The organism is Streptomyces albicerus, assembly GCF_008905045.1.
Lineage (GTDB): Bacteria > Actinomycetota > Actinomycetes > Streptomycetales > Streptomycetaceae > Streptomyces > Streptomyces albicerus.
This window is the reverse complement of record NZ_VWMY01000003.1, coordinates 177235-193335: the sequence shown is the minus strand read 5'-3', so window position 1 is coordinate 193335 and position 16101 is coordinate 177235. Positions and strand designations below refer to the sequence as shown.

At 70.1% G+C, this 16101-nt stretch carries 14 protein-coding genes; 12 read left to right on the top strand and 2 right to left on the bottom strand.

The window, feature by feature from the left end; all coding sequences use genetic code 11:
• Positions 1–381 precede the first annotated feature (381 nt).
• On the bottom strand, positions 382–1515 hold the full coding sequence (locus GAS53_RS03775) for an acyl-CoA dehydrogenase family protein (RefSeq protein ID WP_151475956.1): 1134 nt from the start codon (positions 1513–1515) through the stop codon (positions 382–384).
• 181 nt (positions 1516–1696) lie between these two features.
• Between GAS53_RS03775 and GAS53_RS03770 the strand changes: the two genes are divergently transcribed.
• From GAS53_RS03770 to GAS53_RS03740, 7 genes are read left to right on the top strand one after another with little or no spacing between them, the layout of a single operon-like run.
• On the top strand, positions 1697–2380 hold the full coding sequence (locus tag GAS53_RS03770) for a helix-turn-helix domain-containing protein (RefSeq protein WP_151475955.1): 684 nt from the start codon (positions 1697–1699) through the stop codon (positions 2378–2380).
• 47 nt (positions 2381–2427) lie between these two features.
• A complete protein-coding gene (locus tag GAS53_RS03765) occupies positions 2428–3765 on the top strand; it encodes a M24 family metallopeptidase (protein ID WP_151475954.1) in 1338 nt (445 codons plus the stop codon).
• Entirely contained in the window at positions 3762–4745 is a 984-nt protein-coding gene (locus GAS53_RS03760) for a thiamine pyrophosphate-dependent dehydrogenase E1 component subunit alpha (RefSeq protein WP_151475953.1), read from the top strand. The genes GAS53_RS03765 and GAS53_RS03760 overlap by 4 nt, the downstream gene beginning before the upstream one ends.
• A complete protein-coding gene (locus GAS53_RS03755) occupies positions 4733–5713 on the top strand; it encodes an alpha-ketoacid dehydrogenase subunit beta (RefSeq protein WP_151475952.1) in 981 nt (326 codons plus the stop codon). The genes GAS53_RS03760 and GAS53_RS03755 overlap by 13 nt, the downstream gene beginning before the upstream one ends.
• 21 nt (positions 5714–5734) lie before the next feature.
• Positions 5735–7093, top strand: a complete 1359-nt coding sequence (locus tag GAS53_RS03750; RefSeq protein WP_151475951.1) for an amidohydrolase family protein — start codon at positions 5735–5737, stop codon at positions 7091–7093.
• Positions 7090–7989, top strand: coding sequence for a cupin domain-containing protein (locus GAS53_RS03745; RefSeq protein ID WP_151475950.1), 900 nt, complete (start codon positions 7090–7092; stop codon positions 7987–7989). Before GAS53_RS03750 ends, GAS53_RS03745 begins: the two co-directional genes overlap by 4 nt.
• 25 nt (positions 7990–8014) lie before the next feature.
• Positions 8015–8704, top strand: a complete 690-nt coding sequence (locus GAS53_RS03740; protein WP_151475949.1) for an SDR family NAD(P)-dependent oxidoreductase — start codon at positions 8015–8017, stop codon at positions 8702–8704.
• 185 nt (positions 8705–8889) lie between these two features.
• Here GAS53_RS03740 and GAS53_RS03735 read toward each other — a convergent pair whose 3' ends face one another.
• The gene (locus tag GAS53_RS03735; RefSeq protein ID WP_151475948.1) at positions 8890–9837 is read right to left on the bottom strand and encodes a methionyl-tRNA formyltransferase; all 948 of its coding nucleotides are present in this window, start codon (positions 9835–9837) and stop codon (positions 8890–8892) included.
• 217 nt (positions 9838–10054) lie between these two features.
• Between GAS53_RS03735 and GAS53_RS03730 the strand changes: the two genes are divergently transcribed.
• The 5 genes from GAS53_RS03730 (at position 10055) to GAS53_RS03710 (ending at position 16082) form a co-directional block, all read left to right on the top strand.
• Positions 10055–11113, top strand: coding sequence for a FecCD family ABC transporter permease (locus tag GAS53_RS03730; protein ID WP_151476023.1), 1059 nt, complete (start codon positions 10055–10057; stop codon positions 11111–11113).
• Positions 11110–12192, top strand: coding sequence for a FecCD family ABC transporter permease (locus tag GAS53_RS03725; protein ID WP_151475947.1), 1083 nt, complete (start codon positions 11110–11112; stop codon positions 12190–12192). Before GAS53_RS03730 ends, GAS53_RS03725 begins: the two co-directional genes overlap by 4 nt.
• Positions 12193–12233: 41 nt before the next feature.
• Positions 12234–13097 (top strand): ABC transporter ATP-binding protein, encoded by an 864-nt coding sequence (locus GAS53_RS03720; protein ID WP_151475946.1) that lies wholly within the window; start codon positions 12234–12236, stop codon positions 13095–13097.
• Positions 13098–13186: 89 nt separating this feature from the next.
• The gene (locus tag GAS53_RS03715; protein WP_151475945.1) at positions 13187–14248 is read left to right on the top strand and encodes an iron-siderophore ABC transporter substrate-binding protein; all 1062 of its coding nucleotides are present in this window, start codon (positions 13187–13189) and stop codon (positions 14246–14248) included.
• Between the two features lie 46 nt (positions 14249–14294).
• Positions 14295–16082, top strand: coding sequence for an ABC transporter ATP-binding protein (locus tag GAS53_RS03710; RefSeq protein WP_151475944.1), 1788 nt, complete (start codon positions 14295–14297; stop codon positions 16080–16082).
• The last annotated feature ends 19 nt before the right edge of the window (positions 16083–16101 follow it).

Here is a 16101-nt window from a genome sequence, read left to right as displayed (position 1 = left end):
GGCCGTGTCGGGATGTCCGTCCGCAGCCGGTGACGTAAGGCGTTGTTGTGGCTCGGTGGTCCCGGGCGGTTGTCGTCGTACGCTGCGGCCGAACATCCCGCCACGTCCCCTCCGGCCGGAACCCACCAAGCCCCGCAAGGGGCGGGAGCCCCTTCAGAGGCGCGGGCCCCCTTAGGGGCGCGGGGAACTGCGCGAGCAACCCACGAGAACCCGCACCCGACGACGGGCCCCTTTAGGGGCGCGGGGAACTGCGCGACCAGCCCCCACCGGCCCGCAGCCTGCGAACCGTCCCAAACCCCCACCCACCCCGGGGCGGAGCCCCAGTTTCGGGAAGGGGTGGGGTTGGGGAAAGGAACCAGCCTGCGCACCCCGGTGGAGCGGCTACGCCACGGTCAGTGGTCCGTCCGCGAGGTACGTCGACAGGGGGCCGGTCATGCGTGACCTCGACGGGGGATGGAGGGCGAGCCCGTTGGCGCAGGCGGCGAGATAGCCCACCTCGTCCGACGTCATGAAGTTGAGCCCGCCGAGGAGCTCGACGGCTCGCGGGACGATCCGGGCGAGAGCGTCCTGCACGGTGTAGCGCACGAAGAGCGAGTCGGCGAGCGCGGACTCGTCGGGAGTGCTCTCGTCCACCCGCCGCGCAAGGCCCTCGACCGCCGCCGTCACACCCTCGATCTCCACAAGGAGCCGGACCCGCTCGGCTTCGGGCACCCGGTCGTTGAGCAGCACCCGCTCCACGAGGGCGCTCGCGGCGCCGAGATAGCTGCCGGTCATCAGCAGCTCGAACCAGACGAGCCCGACGGTCTGCACCTCGTCGAGACGGGCTCCGGCCGGCGAGGCGGTCCGGACAAGGAGTTCCGGCGGTACGAGTACGTCGTCCAGGGTGACCTGGTCGCTCTCGGCGCCCGCGAGGAAGCTGCTCGCCCAGAAGCCGCTGACGCTCAGCCCCTCGCTGTCGGCCGGGACCAGGGCCACGGCCAGCTCGTGGCCCTCGCCGTCCTCGCACGGCACCATCACGCTGGCGGTGAGCAGGTCCATGGAGCGGGCGAGACTGCACGGCCGCTTCACCCCGCTGATCCGTACCCCCTCCGGGGCCACCGTGGCGGACATCGACGGCGACAGGATCCCGGTGCCGCTGCGGCCCTCGGCGAAGCCGGACGCCAGGAGACGGTTCTCGGAGGCCACGCCCTGAACGAGCATCCACTCCAGCCCCTCACCGGAGTCGCTCAGCCCGACCAGCGTGGCCATGGAGAAGTGGTGCATGGTCGTCGCCACCGCGAGCGAGGGCGAACGACTGCCCAGCGCACGCTGCACCCGCAGGGCCTCAAGTGCCGTGGCGCCCTTGCCCTGGAGGGCGGTCGGGGCCAGCAGCCCGGGTCCTCCGCTCTCCCGGAACAGCCGGATTCCCGGGCTCTGCGGCCCTTCCAGTGTCATCAGCGATACGGCCCTCAGACCGTCGTCGAGGCCGGGCAGCAGCTTGGTGAGGGCCGCGCGCTCGCGCTCCAGGAATCTCATGTCGTCCCCTGCTCCTTGGTCCTCAGGTGTCGTCGGCAGCGTCGTCTCTGTTTACGCACGAACCGCCGGGACCCCTCGGGCCGAAGACCGGGGTCGGTGGAAGCCGTTCTCGAGCAACACTCCCGCGTCGCCTCGCCGCACTGTTCAATGGCGATGAACGTTCCGACGAAAGGAGCCGTTCGTGTCCCCTGCGGTCGTGCCACCCGTCGGCGCGCGCATCCGGCAGGCGCGCACGGCGCGGGGCATGAGCCTGCGCGGTCTCGCGCGGGAGATCGGGGTGTCCGCGAGCCTCATCTCGCAGATCGAGACCGGCAAGAGCCAGCCCTCGGTGAGCACCCTGTACGCGATCACCACCGCGCTCTCCATCCCGGTCGAGTCCCTCTTCGACGCGGAGGGCGACACGGCCCGCGCCCCCGCGAGGGCTCTCGGCGAGACCCCCCTGGCCTCGGCGCAGGCGGCTGTCGGCGCGCCGCCCGACACCGTGCTGCGCGCGCTCGCGGCCTTCGCCGCCGACCCCGGCCGCAGGATCGGACCGCTGGTCAGGAGTGGCGAGCGGGAAGTGCTGGAACTAGACTCGGGTGTCGTATGGGAGCGTCTCGGCCATGTTCCGGGCATGGACGTCGACTTCCTGCTGGTGACGTACCGCCCCGGCGGGTCCTCCTCCAGCACCGGCGGGCTGATGCGCCACCCCGGGACGGAGTACGGCTGTCTGACCTCCGGCGAACTGATCCTCACGCTCGGCTTCGAGGAGTACGTGATCAGGCCCGGCGACGCGGTGTCCTTCGAGTCGACGACCCCGCACCGCTATCGCAACGACGGGAGCGAACCGGCCGTCGGCGTCTGGTTCGTGTTCAGTATGCCTTGACACTTTCCCCGGGCGGTCGTTCACTCCGGATGAGGGTGGTGGTCGCCATGGCAATCCGCACATTCGGGCCGAACGCCGTCGACTGGGAACAGCGCATCGACCTCGACCGGCTGCGCAGGGAACGGCTCGCCCGGCTCAACGCGGCCCTGAACCGCTCCGAGCTGGGCGCCCTGCTCAGCTTCGACTTCTCCAACATCCGCTATATGTCCGCCACCCACATCGGCACCTGGGCGATGGACAAGCTGATCCGCTTCGCGCTGCTCGTCCGCGGCGGTGAACCGATCGTCTGGGACTTCGGCTCGGCGGCCCGTCACCACCAGCTCTACAACCCGTGGCTCGACTACAGCGACGGCAAGGAAGGCCCGCCCACCGGCGCCCGCGCGGGCATCTCCACCCTCCGCGGCGCCTTCCACCCGGACGCCGGGATCGGCGCGGACGTCGCCTCGAAGGTGGCGGCCGAACTGCGCGAACACGGCCTGGCGGGCGAGCCGTTGGGCGTGGACCTCGCCGAGATGCCCGTGCTGCAGGCCCTCAAGGAGGAGGGCATCGACGTCGTCGACGGCCAGCAGGTCTTCCTCGAGGCCCGCCGCGTCAAGACACCCGACGAGATCTCCCTCCTCACCCAGGCCTGCTCGATGGTCGACGCCGCGTACGAGGAGCTGTACGCCCACCTGCGGCCGGGCGTGCGCGAGAACGAGTGCGTCGGGCTCGTCAGCAAGGTCCTCTACGACCTGGGCAGCGAGTACGTCGAAGGCGTCAACGCCATTTCGGGCGAGCGCTGTTCACCGCATCCGCACGTCTACAGCGACCGGTTGATCCGCCCCGGCGACCCCGCGTTCTTCGACATCCTGCACAGCCACCTCGGCTACCGCACCTGCTACTACCGCACGTTCGCCGTCGGCAGCGCCTCGCCCGCCCAGCGTGACGCGTACATCCGCTGCCGCGCCTACATGGACGAGGCCATCGCCCTGGTCCGGCCGGGCGCCACGACCGCCGACATCGTCCGAGTCTGGCCGCGCGCCGAGGAGTTCGGCTTCCCCGACGAGACGGCCGCGTTCGCGCTGCAGTACGGGCACGGGGTGGGCCTGTCCATCTGGGAGAAGCCGATCTTCAGCCGTCTCGTCTCGCTCGACCATCCCGAAGTCCTCGAAGAGGGCATGGTGTTCGCGCTGGAGACGTACTGGCCGGCGGCGGACGGCTGGTCGGCGGCGCGGATCGAGGAGGAGGTCGTCGTCACGGCCGACGGGTGCGAGGTGATCACCAAGTTCCCGGCCGAGGAGCTCCTCGTCGCGGGCCGCAAGTACTGGACCGTTGGCGGCGAACTCAACACGAGGCGCGAGGCCCAGTCCCACCTCAACACCCGTGAGGGCAGGGGTGGGAAATGACGACCGACGGGTCCCGACTCCTCGCGCTGTACGAGCAGATGGCCGTGATCCGGCGTACGGAGCAGGCCGCCCACGACCTGTTCATGTCCGGACTCGTCAAGGGCACCACCCACCTCGCCGCCGGACACGAGGCCATCGCCGTCGGCGCGAGTGCGGCTCTGCGCGACGACGACTACGTGTTCGCCACCTACCGAGGCCACCACCACGCACTGGCCCGCGGCGCGACCCCCGAGGAGTGCCTCGCCGAACTGATGAGCCGCGCCACCGGCCTGTGCAAGGCCAAGGGCGGCTCGATGCACCTCACCAAGGCCGCGGGCAACATGCTCGGGTCGTACGCGATCGTGGGCGCCCATCTCCCGATGGCGGTCGGCGCCGCCTGGTCGGCACGGCTGCGGGGCACCGAGCAGATCGCCGTGGCCTTCTTCGGCGACGGCGCGACCAACATCGGCGCCTTCCACGAGGCGCTCAACCTGGCCGCCGTATGGAAGCTGCCTGTGCTGTTCGTCTGCGAGAACAACCTCTATATGGAGTACACGCCGATCGCCGATGTGACCGCCGTGGCGAACCCCGCGGCCGACCGGGCGCCCGCGTACGGCATCCCCGGCGAGGTCGTCGACGGCAACGACGTGGTCGTCGTCCAGGAGGCGGTGGCCCGGCTGGTGGCTCGGGCCCGTGCGGGAGACGGGCCCAGCCTGCTGGAGGCACAGACCTACCGGCACTTCGGCCACAGCCGCGCCGACCCCGCCACGTACCGCCCCGCGGAGGAGGTCGAGCGCTGGCTCAAGCACGATCCGCTGGACCTCGCACGCGGCCGCCTCGCCGAACTCGGGGTGCCCGCCGAGACGGTCACCGCGGCCGACGAGCGCGCGGACAACCTCGTACAGGCGGCGGTCGAGGCGGCGAAGAACGCGCCCGCGCCCGATCCTCGGGAGGCGCTGACCGACGTATGGGCCGACGGAGGTGCGGCGTGGCGGACGTGATCACCTACCGGCAGGCGGTCGCCGAGGGCATCGCGCGCGAGATGCGGCGCGATCCGACGGTGGTGTGCCTGGGCGAGGACATCGGCGCGGCGGGCGGGGTGTTCAAGACGACCGCCGGGCTGCACGAGGAGTTCGGGTCCGAGCGGGTGTGGGACACGCCGATCTCCGAACAGGCCATCGTCGGGGCGGCGATGGGCGCCGCGATGACGGGGATGCGGCCGGTCGCGGAGATCATGTTCTCGGATTTCCTCGCCTGTTGCTGGGACTACCTTGCCAACGAGATACCCAAGGTGCGGTACATGACGGGTGGTCAGGTCACCGTGCCGCTGGTGGTGCGTACGGCCAACGGCGGCGGGCTGGGCTTCGGCGCGCAGCACTCCCAGGCGACCGAGAACTGGGCGCTGACCGTCCCGGGACTGAAGATCGCGGCACCGGCCACACCCGCCGACGTGATCGGCATGATGGCGGCGGCCATCCGCAGCGACGACCCCGTGGTGTTCTTCGAACACAAGGGGCTGCTCGCCGCCAAGGGGGCGCCCGCGCCGCCCGACCACGTCGTCGAACTGGGGCGCGCGTCCGTCGTACGCGAAGGCGCCGACGCCACGCTCGTGGCGCTCGCCTCGATGGTGCCCGTGGCGCTGACCGCCGCCGAGCGGCTGGCCGAGGAGGGCATCGACACCGAGGTGATCGACCTGCGCTGCCTCGTGCCGCTGGACGTACGGACCGTGCTCGGCTCGCTCGAGAAGACCTCGCGGCTCGTGACCGTCGAGGAGAACCCGTACCAGGGCGGCTGGGGCGGCACGCTCGTATCGGTCGTCGCCGACGAGGGGTTCGGCCTCCTCGACGCGCCCGTACGCCGGGTCGCGGCCGAGTGTGTGCCGCTGCCCTTCGCGGACGCACTCGAAGAGCAGGTCATTCCGACCGTCGACAAGGTCGTGACGAAAGTCCGCGACCTCGCCGCGTACTGAAAACCTATGGGAGGAGGAGCGATGCCCCATCGGATGCTCCTGCGTTCGGGCCACGTCATCTCGATGGACCCCGACATCGGGGACCTGCCCGGCGGTGACGTCCTGATCGAGGACGGGAAGATCGCGGCGGTCGAACGCGACATCAGCGCGGACGCGGAAGTGCTCGACATGACGGGCCGCATCCTCGTGCCCGGCTTCGTCGACACCCACCGCCACACCTGGGAGGCGCCCATCCGGGGCTGCGCGCCCAACGCCACGCTCGACGACTACTTCGTGGAGGTCCTCGACACCTTCGCGCCCGTCTACGGCCCCGAGGACGTGTACGCGGGCAACCTGGCGGGCTCGCTGGAGTGTCTGAACGCCGGCATCACCACCCTCGTCGACTGGTCGCACATCAACAACACACCCGAGCATCCCGACGCGGCGGTCCAGGCGCTCGGCGAGACCGGCATCCGCGCCCAGTACGCGTACGGCAGCGCCAACACCTCGCTCGCCGACTACTGGTTCGACAGCAAGATCGCGATACCCGCGGACGACGTACGCAGGGTGAGAGAGCGTCACTTCCAGTCCGACGACGGGCTGTTGACCATGGGTCTGGCCACCCGCGGTCCGGGCTTCTGCATCAACGACGTCGTCGACGCCGAGTGGCGGCTCGCGCGCGAGCTGGACATCCCCATCACCGTGCACGTCGGCATGGGACGACTGGCCGGACGCTTCGGAATGGTCAAGCAACTCCACGACCTGGGGCTGCTCGGCTCCGACACTACCTACATCCACTGCTGCTACTTCAGCGAGGAGGAGTGGCGGATGGTCGCCGACAGCGGCGGCACTGTCTCCATCGCGCCGCAGGTCGAGCAGCAGATGGGGCACGGCTGGCCGCCCGTGATGAAGGCGATCGAGTACGGACTGCGGCCCTCTCTCAGCATCGATGTGGTCACCACCGTGCCCGGCGACATGTTCACCCAGATCCGCGCGGCCTTCGGCGGCGAGCGGGCGCGGGTGAACGCCGAGTGCTGGCAGGCCGACGTCCCCGTACCCGAAACGATGTTGACGGCACGTCAGATGTTGGAGATCGCGACGGTCAACGGCGCGCATGTCGCGGGACTTGAGCACCGCACCGGTTCACTGACCCCCGGCAAGCGCGCCGACGTCGTCGCGATCGACGCGACCGCGCTCAACGTCGCGCCGCTCATCGACCCGGTGGCCGCCGTGACGCTGAGCGCGGACGTGTCCAACGTCGAGACCGTCATCGTCGACGGCGTCGTCCGCAAGCGCGACGGCCGCCTGCTCGCCGACACCGGGCGGGCGCGGCGCCTGGTCGAGGAGTCCCGTGACCGCCTCGCGGCGGCGGTCGAGGCACGTAAGAAGCAGCAGGCATGACGCACCACGTGATCCGGCGGGCGGCGGACGCCACGTTCGCCGCCCCGCCCCAACTGCCGTACAAGAGCACGGGATTCAGGCGGCGGACCGTCGTCGGCGAGGAGGACGGCTCCGTGCACACGGGCTTCGGCGTGTGCGAACTCGCGCCGGACGGAGCGGTGGGGGCCCACGTCCACTCGTACGAGGAGTCCTTCCACGTGCTCTCGGGCACGGTGATCCTCGATACGCCCGAAGGCTCGTACCTCCTCGAAGAGGGCGACTACGGGCTGCTGCCGACGGGCGTGCCGCACGCCTGGCGCGGCGGCGGGGACACCGTCGCGCGCTGGGCGGACATGCTCGCGCCGGTACCGCGGGCGCGCTACGGGTACGACACCCGGGCGGTGCCGGCGCTGCCGGCCCGCGAGCCGGTCCGGATCGACGTACGCGACCCGCGCACCCGCTCGTTCGGCCACTTCGAGGCCGCCCAGATGGACTCGGGCAAACAGTCCCAGGACCTCCTCGCCGTGTCGGCCAGCATGCGCACCGCGCTGCTCGTCTACAGCGGGATCACCGTGAAGATGATGGTGGACGCGGACCTGGGCGCGGTGGCCTCGACGATGTTCATGGTGCAGTACGCGGCCGACGGCGTCGCGGGCGCGCACGACCACCCCTTCGAGGAGACGTATCTGATCGTCGAGGGCACCGTGGACGCCACCTTCGACGGCGAACGGCACCGGCTCGGCGTGGGCGACGCCGCCTGGGCGGGCGCCGGTTGCGTACACAGCTTCACCAACGCCGGTACGGGCACCGTGCGTTGGCTGGAGACACAGGCACCGCAGCCGCCGTCGCGCCACTCCTACCGGTTCGCCCGGGACTGGGACTACCTGCGCGAGGTGCTGGCGGAGGAGAAGCCATGAGCCGTGACGTGCTGGAGGACAAGCCATGAGCAGCGTCGTCGTCATCGGCGGTACGGCCGGCATCGGCCGCGAGATCGCCCGCTCCCGCGCGCAGCGCGGCGACGAGGTCGTGCTCACCGGCCGCGACGCCCACCGCGCCGACACGGCCGCCAAGGAGATCGGCGCGCGCGGGCTCGCCCTGGACCTGTCCCGGCCGAGGGAGATCGCGGGCGCGCTGGCCGGCATCGAGCACGTCGACCACCTCGTCCTCGCGGGCATCTCACGCGACCAGAACACCGTCACCGAGTACGACATCGACGCCGCGCTGCACCTCGTCACCCTCAAGCTCGTCGGCTACACCGAGGTGGTGCACACGCTGCTGCCACGGATGACCGAGGAGAGCGCCGTCGTCATCTTCGGCGGACAGGCCAAGGAACGGCCCTACCCGGGCGCCACGACGGTCGCGACGGTGAACGCGGGCGTGACCGGCCTGGTGCGCACCCTCGCCACCGAACTCGCTCCGATCCGCGTCAACGCCGTCCATCCGGGCATCGTCGGCGACAGCCCGTTCTGGGCGGGCAAGCCCCCGGAGGTGCTGGAGAACGTTCGTGCGCAGACGCCCACGGGACGGCTCGCGCGCATGCGGGACGTCGTGGACGCGGTGGACTTCCTGCTGCGCAACGGCGCGGTCAACGGCGTCAATCTCAGCGTGGACGGCGGGTGGTTGCTGCGTTGAGCGAGAGCGACTCCGGCGCGGGGCGGCGGGTCGCGGTGGTCAGCGCCGGACGCATGGGCGGTGCCATGGCGCGCGGACGGTGTGCCGCTGCCGTGCGAGGACGGGAAGGTCCGCATGGCAGCGGCGTCCGGCCGGCCCACGGGACCGGGATGGGGCCGACGTGTCAGAGCCTGTGACACAGGCGCTCAGGGGCGGTTGGTCAGATAGCCGCCCATGGAGGTGAAGTACTCGGTCGCGGGCAGCTCGCGGCCGTCCTCGGTCCGTACGCGTGTGATGGCGAGGCCGTGGTTGCGGCCGGTGCGGGCGTCGGCTCCCGCGACGATGACCACGCCGTCGCCCTCGCGGTAGAAGATGCGGCCGGGAGTGCCGCCGTACCGGCCCTGGGACACGACCGCGCCCAGGATCTCGAGGCGCTTGCCCTTGTGGAAGGTGTAGGCGCTGGGGTACGGCTCGGACTGGGCGCGGACCAGGCGTTCGAGGTCCTCCGCCGGCCAGGCCCAGTCGATGCGGCTGTCCTCGTCGGCCCGCTTGTGGAAGAAGCTCGCCCGGGACCGGTCCTGCTTGGTGAACTCCGTCTGCCCGGCGGCGATGAGGCCGAGCGCGCCGATCGTGACCGGGGCGATGAGGTCGACGGTCTTGTGGAAGAGGTCGGTGGCGGTGTCCGTCGGTCCGACCGGAACCGCCTCCTGCCGGACGATGTCGCCGGCGTCGAGTTCGTCGTCCATCATGTGCGCGGTGACGCCCACCTCGGGCTCGCCGTTGATCAGCGCCCAGATCAGCGGGGAGAAGCCGGCGTACTTCGGCAGCAGCGAGTCGTGGACGTTCAGCGTGCCGTGACGCGGCAGGCCGAAGATGCGCGGGGGGATCCACGTCCGCCAGTTGTTCGCCACGATGATGTCCGGATCGGCCGCCTTGAGGCGCTCGAACAGCTCCTCGTCGTCAGGGCGGTTGCGGATCAGCACCGGGACGCCGTGCTCTTCGGCGAGGTCGGCGACGGAGTCGCTCCAGATCTTCTCGTACGCGTGCTCGCTCTTGGGGTGTGTCACGACCAGCACCACGTCGTGTTCGGAGTCCAGGAGGGCTTGCAGGGTCCGGTGCCCCCAGGTCTGGTAACCGAACATGACGACCCGCATGGGGTTCCTCCTCGAGACAGGGATTGACCAGGGTCAGTAAAGCAAGGCTTACCTTAGTTCGCAATGCCCGTTCGTGGTGCCCCAGTTGGCGGGTGTCGGTGCCTGGTCGTCCGTTTCGTCCTATCGACAGCTGCACCTGTTTAGCTTAGGCTCGCCTAAGTTTCCGGCGGGGGTGCTCCGTCGGTGCCAATGGATCAAAGGGATGACGTACGTCGACATGGGCACGACCGCAGTTGAGCGCCCCGCGCCCCGGGGTACAACAGAGGCCCGTCGGCGGCGGGTTGTGGGTTTGGGCACGCTCGTGGCGATCCTCGTGATCGCGGGGGCGGTGTCGTTGGCCGTCGGTGCGCGCGCATTGAGTCCCGCCGACGTGTGGCACGGGCTGTTCGCGGCTCCGGACTCCGACCAGCGGCTCACCGAGATCAGGCTCATCGTGCAGACCGTGCGGGTGCCCCGGACGGTACTTGCGATCGTGGCGGGTATCGCCCTCGGGGTCGGCGGGGCGTTGATCCAGGGGTACACGCGCAACCCGATCGCCGACACGGGTCTGCTGGGGGTGAACACCGGCGCCTCGTTCGCCGTGGTGTCGGTGGTCGCCCTGTTCGGGTTCACCAACCCGTTCCAGTACGTCTGGTTCGCCTTCCTGGGAGCGGCGGTCGCCGGTGTCGTCGTGTTCGGGCTCGCGAGCATCGGCCGGGGGGCCGGCAACCCATTGACCCTCGCACTGGCCGGGCAGGGGATCACGGTGTTCCTCATGGCGATGACCACGGCGGTCGCGCTGTCGAACAAGGCGTCGCTGAACGCGCTGCGGTTCTGGAACGCGGGCTCCGTGGCCGGTGTCGGATTCGACGTCATCTGGCCGGTGACCGCGTTCATCGCGGTCGGGCTGGCGCTGGCGCTGGCCATGCTGCCCTCCCTCAACCTGCTCAACCTGGGTGACGACGTGGCACGGGGACTGGGCGTGAACATCGCGCTGAGCCGGATCATCGGCATCGTCGCGATCACCCTGCTCGCGGGTGCGGCGACGGCGGCGTGTGGCCCCATCGCGTTTCTCGGGCTCATGGTGGCGCACGTGGCCCGATATCTGACCGGTCCTGACTACCGCTGGCTGGTGCCGTACGCCGGTCTGCTGGGCGCCATCGTCCTGCTGGTCTGCGACATCGTGGGGCGCCTGGTGGTGCGGCCGGGCGAGTTGGACGTGGGGGTCGTCGTCGCTCTCCTCGGTGCCCCGTTCTTCGCGGGTCTGGTGTGGCGCGGAAAGTTCAAGAGCGCGTGAACGGGACAGACGTGAAGCCGGACGGGACAGTTGTGAAGCCATCGGTGGCGCCGGGCGTGCGGCTCGGCCATGTGTCGTTCGTATGGCGGCCCTGGATCGTGTTCGTCTCGCTGCTGCTGGCGGCGGCGACCTTCCTGGTGTTCTGCCTGTCCATCGCCGTCGGGGACTTCCCCATCGGCCTGTCCCGGGTGATCGCCACGCTCTTCGGCGGCGGTGAGCGGGTCGACGAGTTCGTGATCATGGATCTGCGGATGCCCCGTGCCCTGGCCGGGCTCGTCGTGGGGATCGCGCTGGGGGTGTCCGGGGCGATCACCCAGTCCATCGCGCGCAATCCGCTGGCCAGCCCGGACATTCTGGGGATCACCGGGGGCGCGAGCGCGGTCGCGGTGTTCCTGGTGACGGTGTCGGGCGGAACCGCCGCGGCGGTCGTCAACTCCGTGGGCCTGTCCGCGGCGGCGCTCGCGGGCGGTCTCGGCACGGGTCTGCTGGTGTACTTCCTGGCGTGGCGGCGCGGGATCGACGGCTTCCGGCTCATCCTCATCGGCATCTCGGTGAGCGCCGTGATGGAGGCGATCACCACCTGGCTGCTGGTCACGGCCGACATCAGGGACGTGGCCCGGGCCCAGGCGTGGTTGGTCGGCTCGCTGGACAACCGGTCGTGGGACGAGGTCTGGATCGCGCTCTGGGGCACGCTCGCCCTCCTGGTCGTCGTGTCATGTGTCGCGTTCCAGTTCAAGCCGATGCACTTCGGCGACGAGGTCGCCGCGGGCCTGGGCGTCCGGTATTCGATGGTGCGGGCCGTCCTGCTGTTGTGCGCGGTGCTGCTGGCCGCCGTGGGGGTGAGCGCGGCGGGCCCGGTCCCGTTCGTCGCGCTGGTGGCACCGCAGGTGGCGATGCGTCTGGCGAGGTGCCCGACGCCGCCGTTGGTGGCCTCCGGCATGGTGGGGGCGTTGCTGCTGATCGGCGCGGACCTCGTCGCGCGTACGGCACTGCCGATCACCCTCCCGGTCGGCGTGGTCACCGCCGCGATCGGCGGCCCCTTCCTCGTCTATCTGCTGGTACGGGCGAACCTCAGATAACTGGTACAAACAGTTAGGCAAACCTAAGTGGAGGGGGTCCTGTGGCCGCTCAGTACATCGCCGAGATCGAGTCCGGGTTCAACGACGCCTCACGGCTGGCAGCCAGGGGCGTCACGGTCGGGTACGGCGCCCGGACGGTCATCGACGATCTCGACGTGGCGATACCGCCAGGGGTGATCACCACGGTCATCGGCCCCAACGGCTGCGGGAAATCTACTCTGTTGCGGACCCTGTCGCGGCTGCTGAAGCCGACTCGGGGAACGGTCGTCCTTGACGGCGACGACATCGTCAAGCTCAAGACCAGGGACGTGGCGAAGAAGCTCGGCCTGCTGCCCCAGGCGCCGGTCGCGCCGGAGGGGCTGACGGTGTCCGACCTGGTCGCCAGGGGCCGCCATCCGCACCAGAGTTGGCTGCGGCAGTGGTCGTCGGACGACGCCGCCGTCGTGGAGCGCGCGCTGGCCATGACCGGGGTGTCCGACCTCGCCGACCGTCCGGTGGACTCGCTGTCCGGCGGACAGCGTCAGCGCGTCTGGATCTCGATGACCCTGGCTCAGGGAACCGACCTGCTGCTCCTCGACGAGCCGACCACGTACCTGGACCTGGCGCACGCGGTCGACGTGCTCGACCTGGTGGACGACCTCCACGAGTCGGGGTGCACCGTGGTCATGGTGCTGCACGACCTCAACCTGGCGACGCGCTACAGCGACAACCTCATCGTGATGAGGGAGGGCGCGATCCTGGCGCAGGGGCATCCGCGTGACGTGATCACCGCCGAATTGCTGCACGAGGCGTTCGGACTGCGCGCCATGGTGATCGACGACCCGGTGGGGGACCGGCCGCTCATCGTGCCGATCGGACGCACCAACGTCCAACTCGACCGGATGCCGATAAAGTTGCAGAAGTAAGGCTAGGCTAACCTCACCTCCTCAGGATAAGGTTTGCCTGCCCTTACATAGGGGTGCAGCGGACTGGCGCGAAAGCAAGGGATTCTCGGATGCTCCTCCATCGAACGACGCGTATGAAGCCCTGGCGGCGGTTTGCGGCGACACTGTCCGCCGCGACCCTCGGCGTCGGCCTCCTCGCGGGTTGTGGTTCCGACTCGTCGGACGACGAGTCGAGCGACACCAACAGCCCGGCCGCTGATGCCGCAGGCGCATTCCCGGTGACCGTGGAGCACGCGTTCGGATCGACGAAGGTCGAGGAGGCTCCCAAGCGGGTGGTCACCGTCGGCTACACGGACGACCAGAGTGTCCTGGCGTTCGGCATCAAGCCGGTCGGCATGGTCGACCAGTACCCGAACCCGGCGGGCCAGAGCCCCGACATCAACACCCAGTGGCCCTGGGTGAAGGACAAGTGGGGCGACACCAAGCCCGAGGTCATCATGAAGAACGGTGACTCCGGCCCCAACTACGAGAAGATCGCCGCCCTGCGGCCGGACCTGATCATCGCGGTCTACTCCGAGGTCGACAAGGCCGCCTACGACAAGCTCTCCCAGATCGCCCCGACGGTGGGCCGTACCAAGGCCGAGAAGGAGCCGTTCAGCGCTCCGTGGCAGGACAACGCGCTCCAGATCGCCAAGGCGGTCGGCAAGGCCGACGAGGGCGAGAAGATGGTGCAGGACATCCAGGCCCAGCTCGACACGGCCAAGAAGGAGCACCCGGAGTTCGCGGACCAGAAGGCCGTCGCGCTCTCCTGGTACAAGGACGCGATCAACCCGTTCACCTCCACCGACGTGCGCGGACAGCTGCTGACGGGCCTCGGCTTCAAGTACCAGACCGAGATCGACAAGATCGCGGACGGCAGCTTCTCCACCGCACTGTCCCCCGAGCGCACCGACCTGGTCGACGTCGACCGCATCTTCGTCATCAACGACAAGGCGGACACGGAAGCGCTGAACAAGTTCAAGCTGTTCACCAACCTGGACGCCGTGAAGGGCGGAAAGGCGGAGTACCTGCTGGACAGCGAGGGCCCGGCGGTCGGCGCGGCCATCTCCCAGGGCACCCTGCTGTCCATGCCGTACGCGATCGACGAGCTCGTCAAGTCGGCGGCCGGCTAAAGATGTCGATCAACATGTCCTGCCCCCGGCCTGCCCTGGTCCGCGGGTGAGCGCGACCGACACGCGCGTCGCCCCGGCAACTCTGCGGACGGCGACCGGACGCGAGGCCACCCGATGGGTCGCGGTGCACTGCCGCGAGGTGCCCTGGCTGACGTTCGCCACCGTGCTCACGACGGTGGCGGGGGCGGCGCTCCAGGTGCTCCCGGTGCTCCTGCTCGGCCGGGTGGTCGACGGGGTGGTCGAGGGTGAACCGCGCTCGATCCTGGTCAGGATCGGGGTGTTGATGGTGGCCGCCGCGCTGCTCGGAGCGGCGGCCACCGCGGTGTCGACCTACCTGATCGGGCGGCTGGGCGCGGATCTGCTCGCGCGACTGCGGGAAGGCGCCGTCCGGGCGGTGCTGGGGATGCCGAGCGCACGGATCGAGCAGGTCGGCCGGGGGGACGTGCTGTCCCGGGTCGGTGACGACGTGGCCGTGATCTCCAAGGGCATCCGGACGGCCGTCCCCACGGTGTTCTCGGCGGGCGTGCTGGTGGCCATCGCCACGGCCGGCATGTTCGGCCTCGACTGGCGGCTCGGCCTGGCGGGCGCCTGCGCGCTGCCGGCGTACGCGCTGGCCCTGCGCTGGTATCTGCCCCGCTCCGCCCCGCTCTACCGGCAGCAGCGGGTGGCCCAGGCCGACCGTGCGCAGGCGTTGATGAGCGGTCTGAACGGGATCGACACGGTCCGGGCGTACCGTCTCGAGGACACCTTCCGCGAGAAGGTCACCAGTGAGTCGTGGCGGGTGCGCGAACTCGGCATCGAGGTGTTCCGGTTCTTCGGCCGGTTCGTCGGCAGGGAGAACCGCGCCGAGTTCATCGGCCTGGTCCTGATCATCGTGGTGGGGTACGCCCTGTTGGAGGCCGATGCCGCCAGTCTGGGCGAGGTGTCGGCGGCTCCGCTGCTGTTCCACCGGCTGTTCACCCCGCTGGGCGCCATCATGTTCACCTTCGACGAGGCGCAGAAGTCGGGCGCGAGCCTGACCCGGCTGGTCGGGGTGCTGGGGGAGGCCGCGGAGGACCGGCTGGTGGGCGACGCGGCCGTCGCGTCCGCGGACACCGCGCCGTACCCGGTGACGGTGGAGGGGCTGACGTTCAGTTATCCCGACACCGAGGAGCCGGTCCTGAGGGATGTCAGCCTGACGATCCCAGCCGGTGGTTCGCTCGCGCTGGTCGGGGCGACGGGCGCCGGCAAGACGACCCTGGCCGCGCTGATCGCGGGCATCGGGACCCCGCAGGCCGGGTCGGTGCGCGTCGGTTCGACCGACCTCGCCGGTCTGGACGAGGCTGGGGCACGTGCTCTGGTGAGCATCCTGACGCAGGAGACGCATGTGTTCTCCGGTCCGCTCGCCGACGACCTGCGGCTGGCCGCGCCGGAAGCGACCGACGCCGAGTTGATGGACGCGTTGCGCACGGTCGGCGCCGACGGGTGGGTCGACGCGCTGCCCGACGGGCTGAACACCATGGTCGGCGAGGGCGGCGAGCGCCTGGACGTCACCAAGGTCGCCAAGATCGCCCTGGCCCGGCTGGTGCTGAGCCGGTCGCCGGTCGTGGTGCTCGACGAGTCGACCGCCGAGGCGGGCAGCGAGGGCGCCGCCGAGCTGGAGCGGGCCGTGCTGGCCGCGTGCTCGGGCCGGACCACGCTGTTCGTGGCGCACCGGCTGACCCAGGCGATGGCGGCCGACCGGATCGCCGTGCTGGACGCGGGACGCGTCGTGGAGCAGGGCACTCACGAGGAGTTGGTGGCTCTGGGCGGCCGTTACGCACGGCTGTGGAGGGCCTGGCGAGAAGGCAGTTAGGTAACCCTAATTTAGGTTA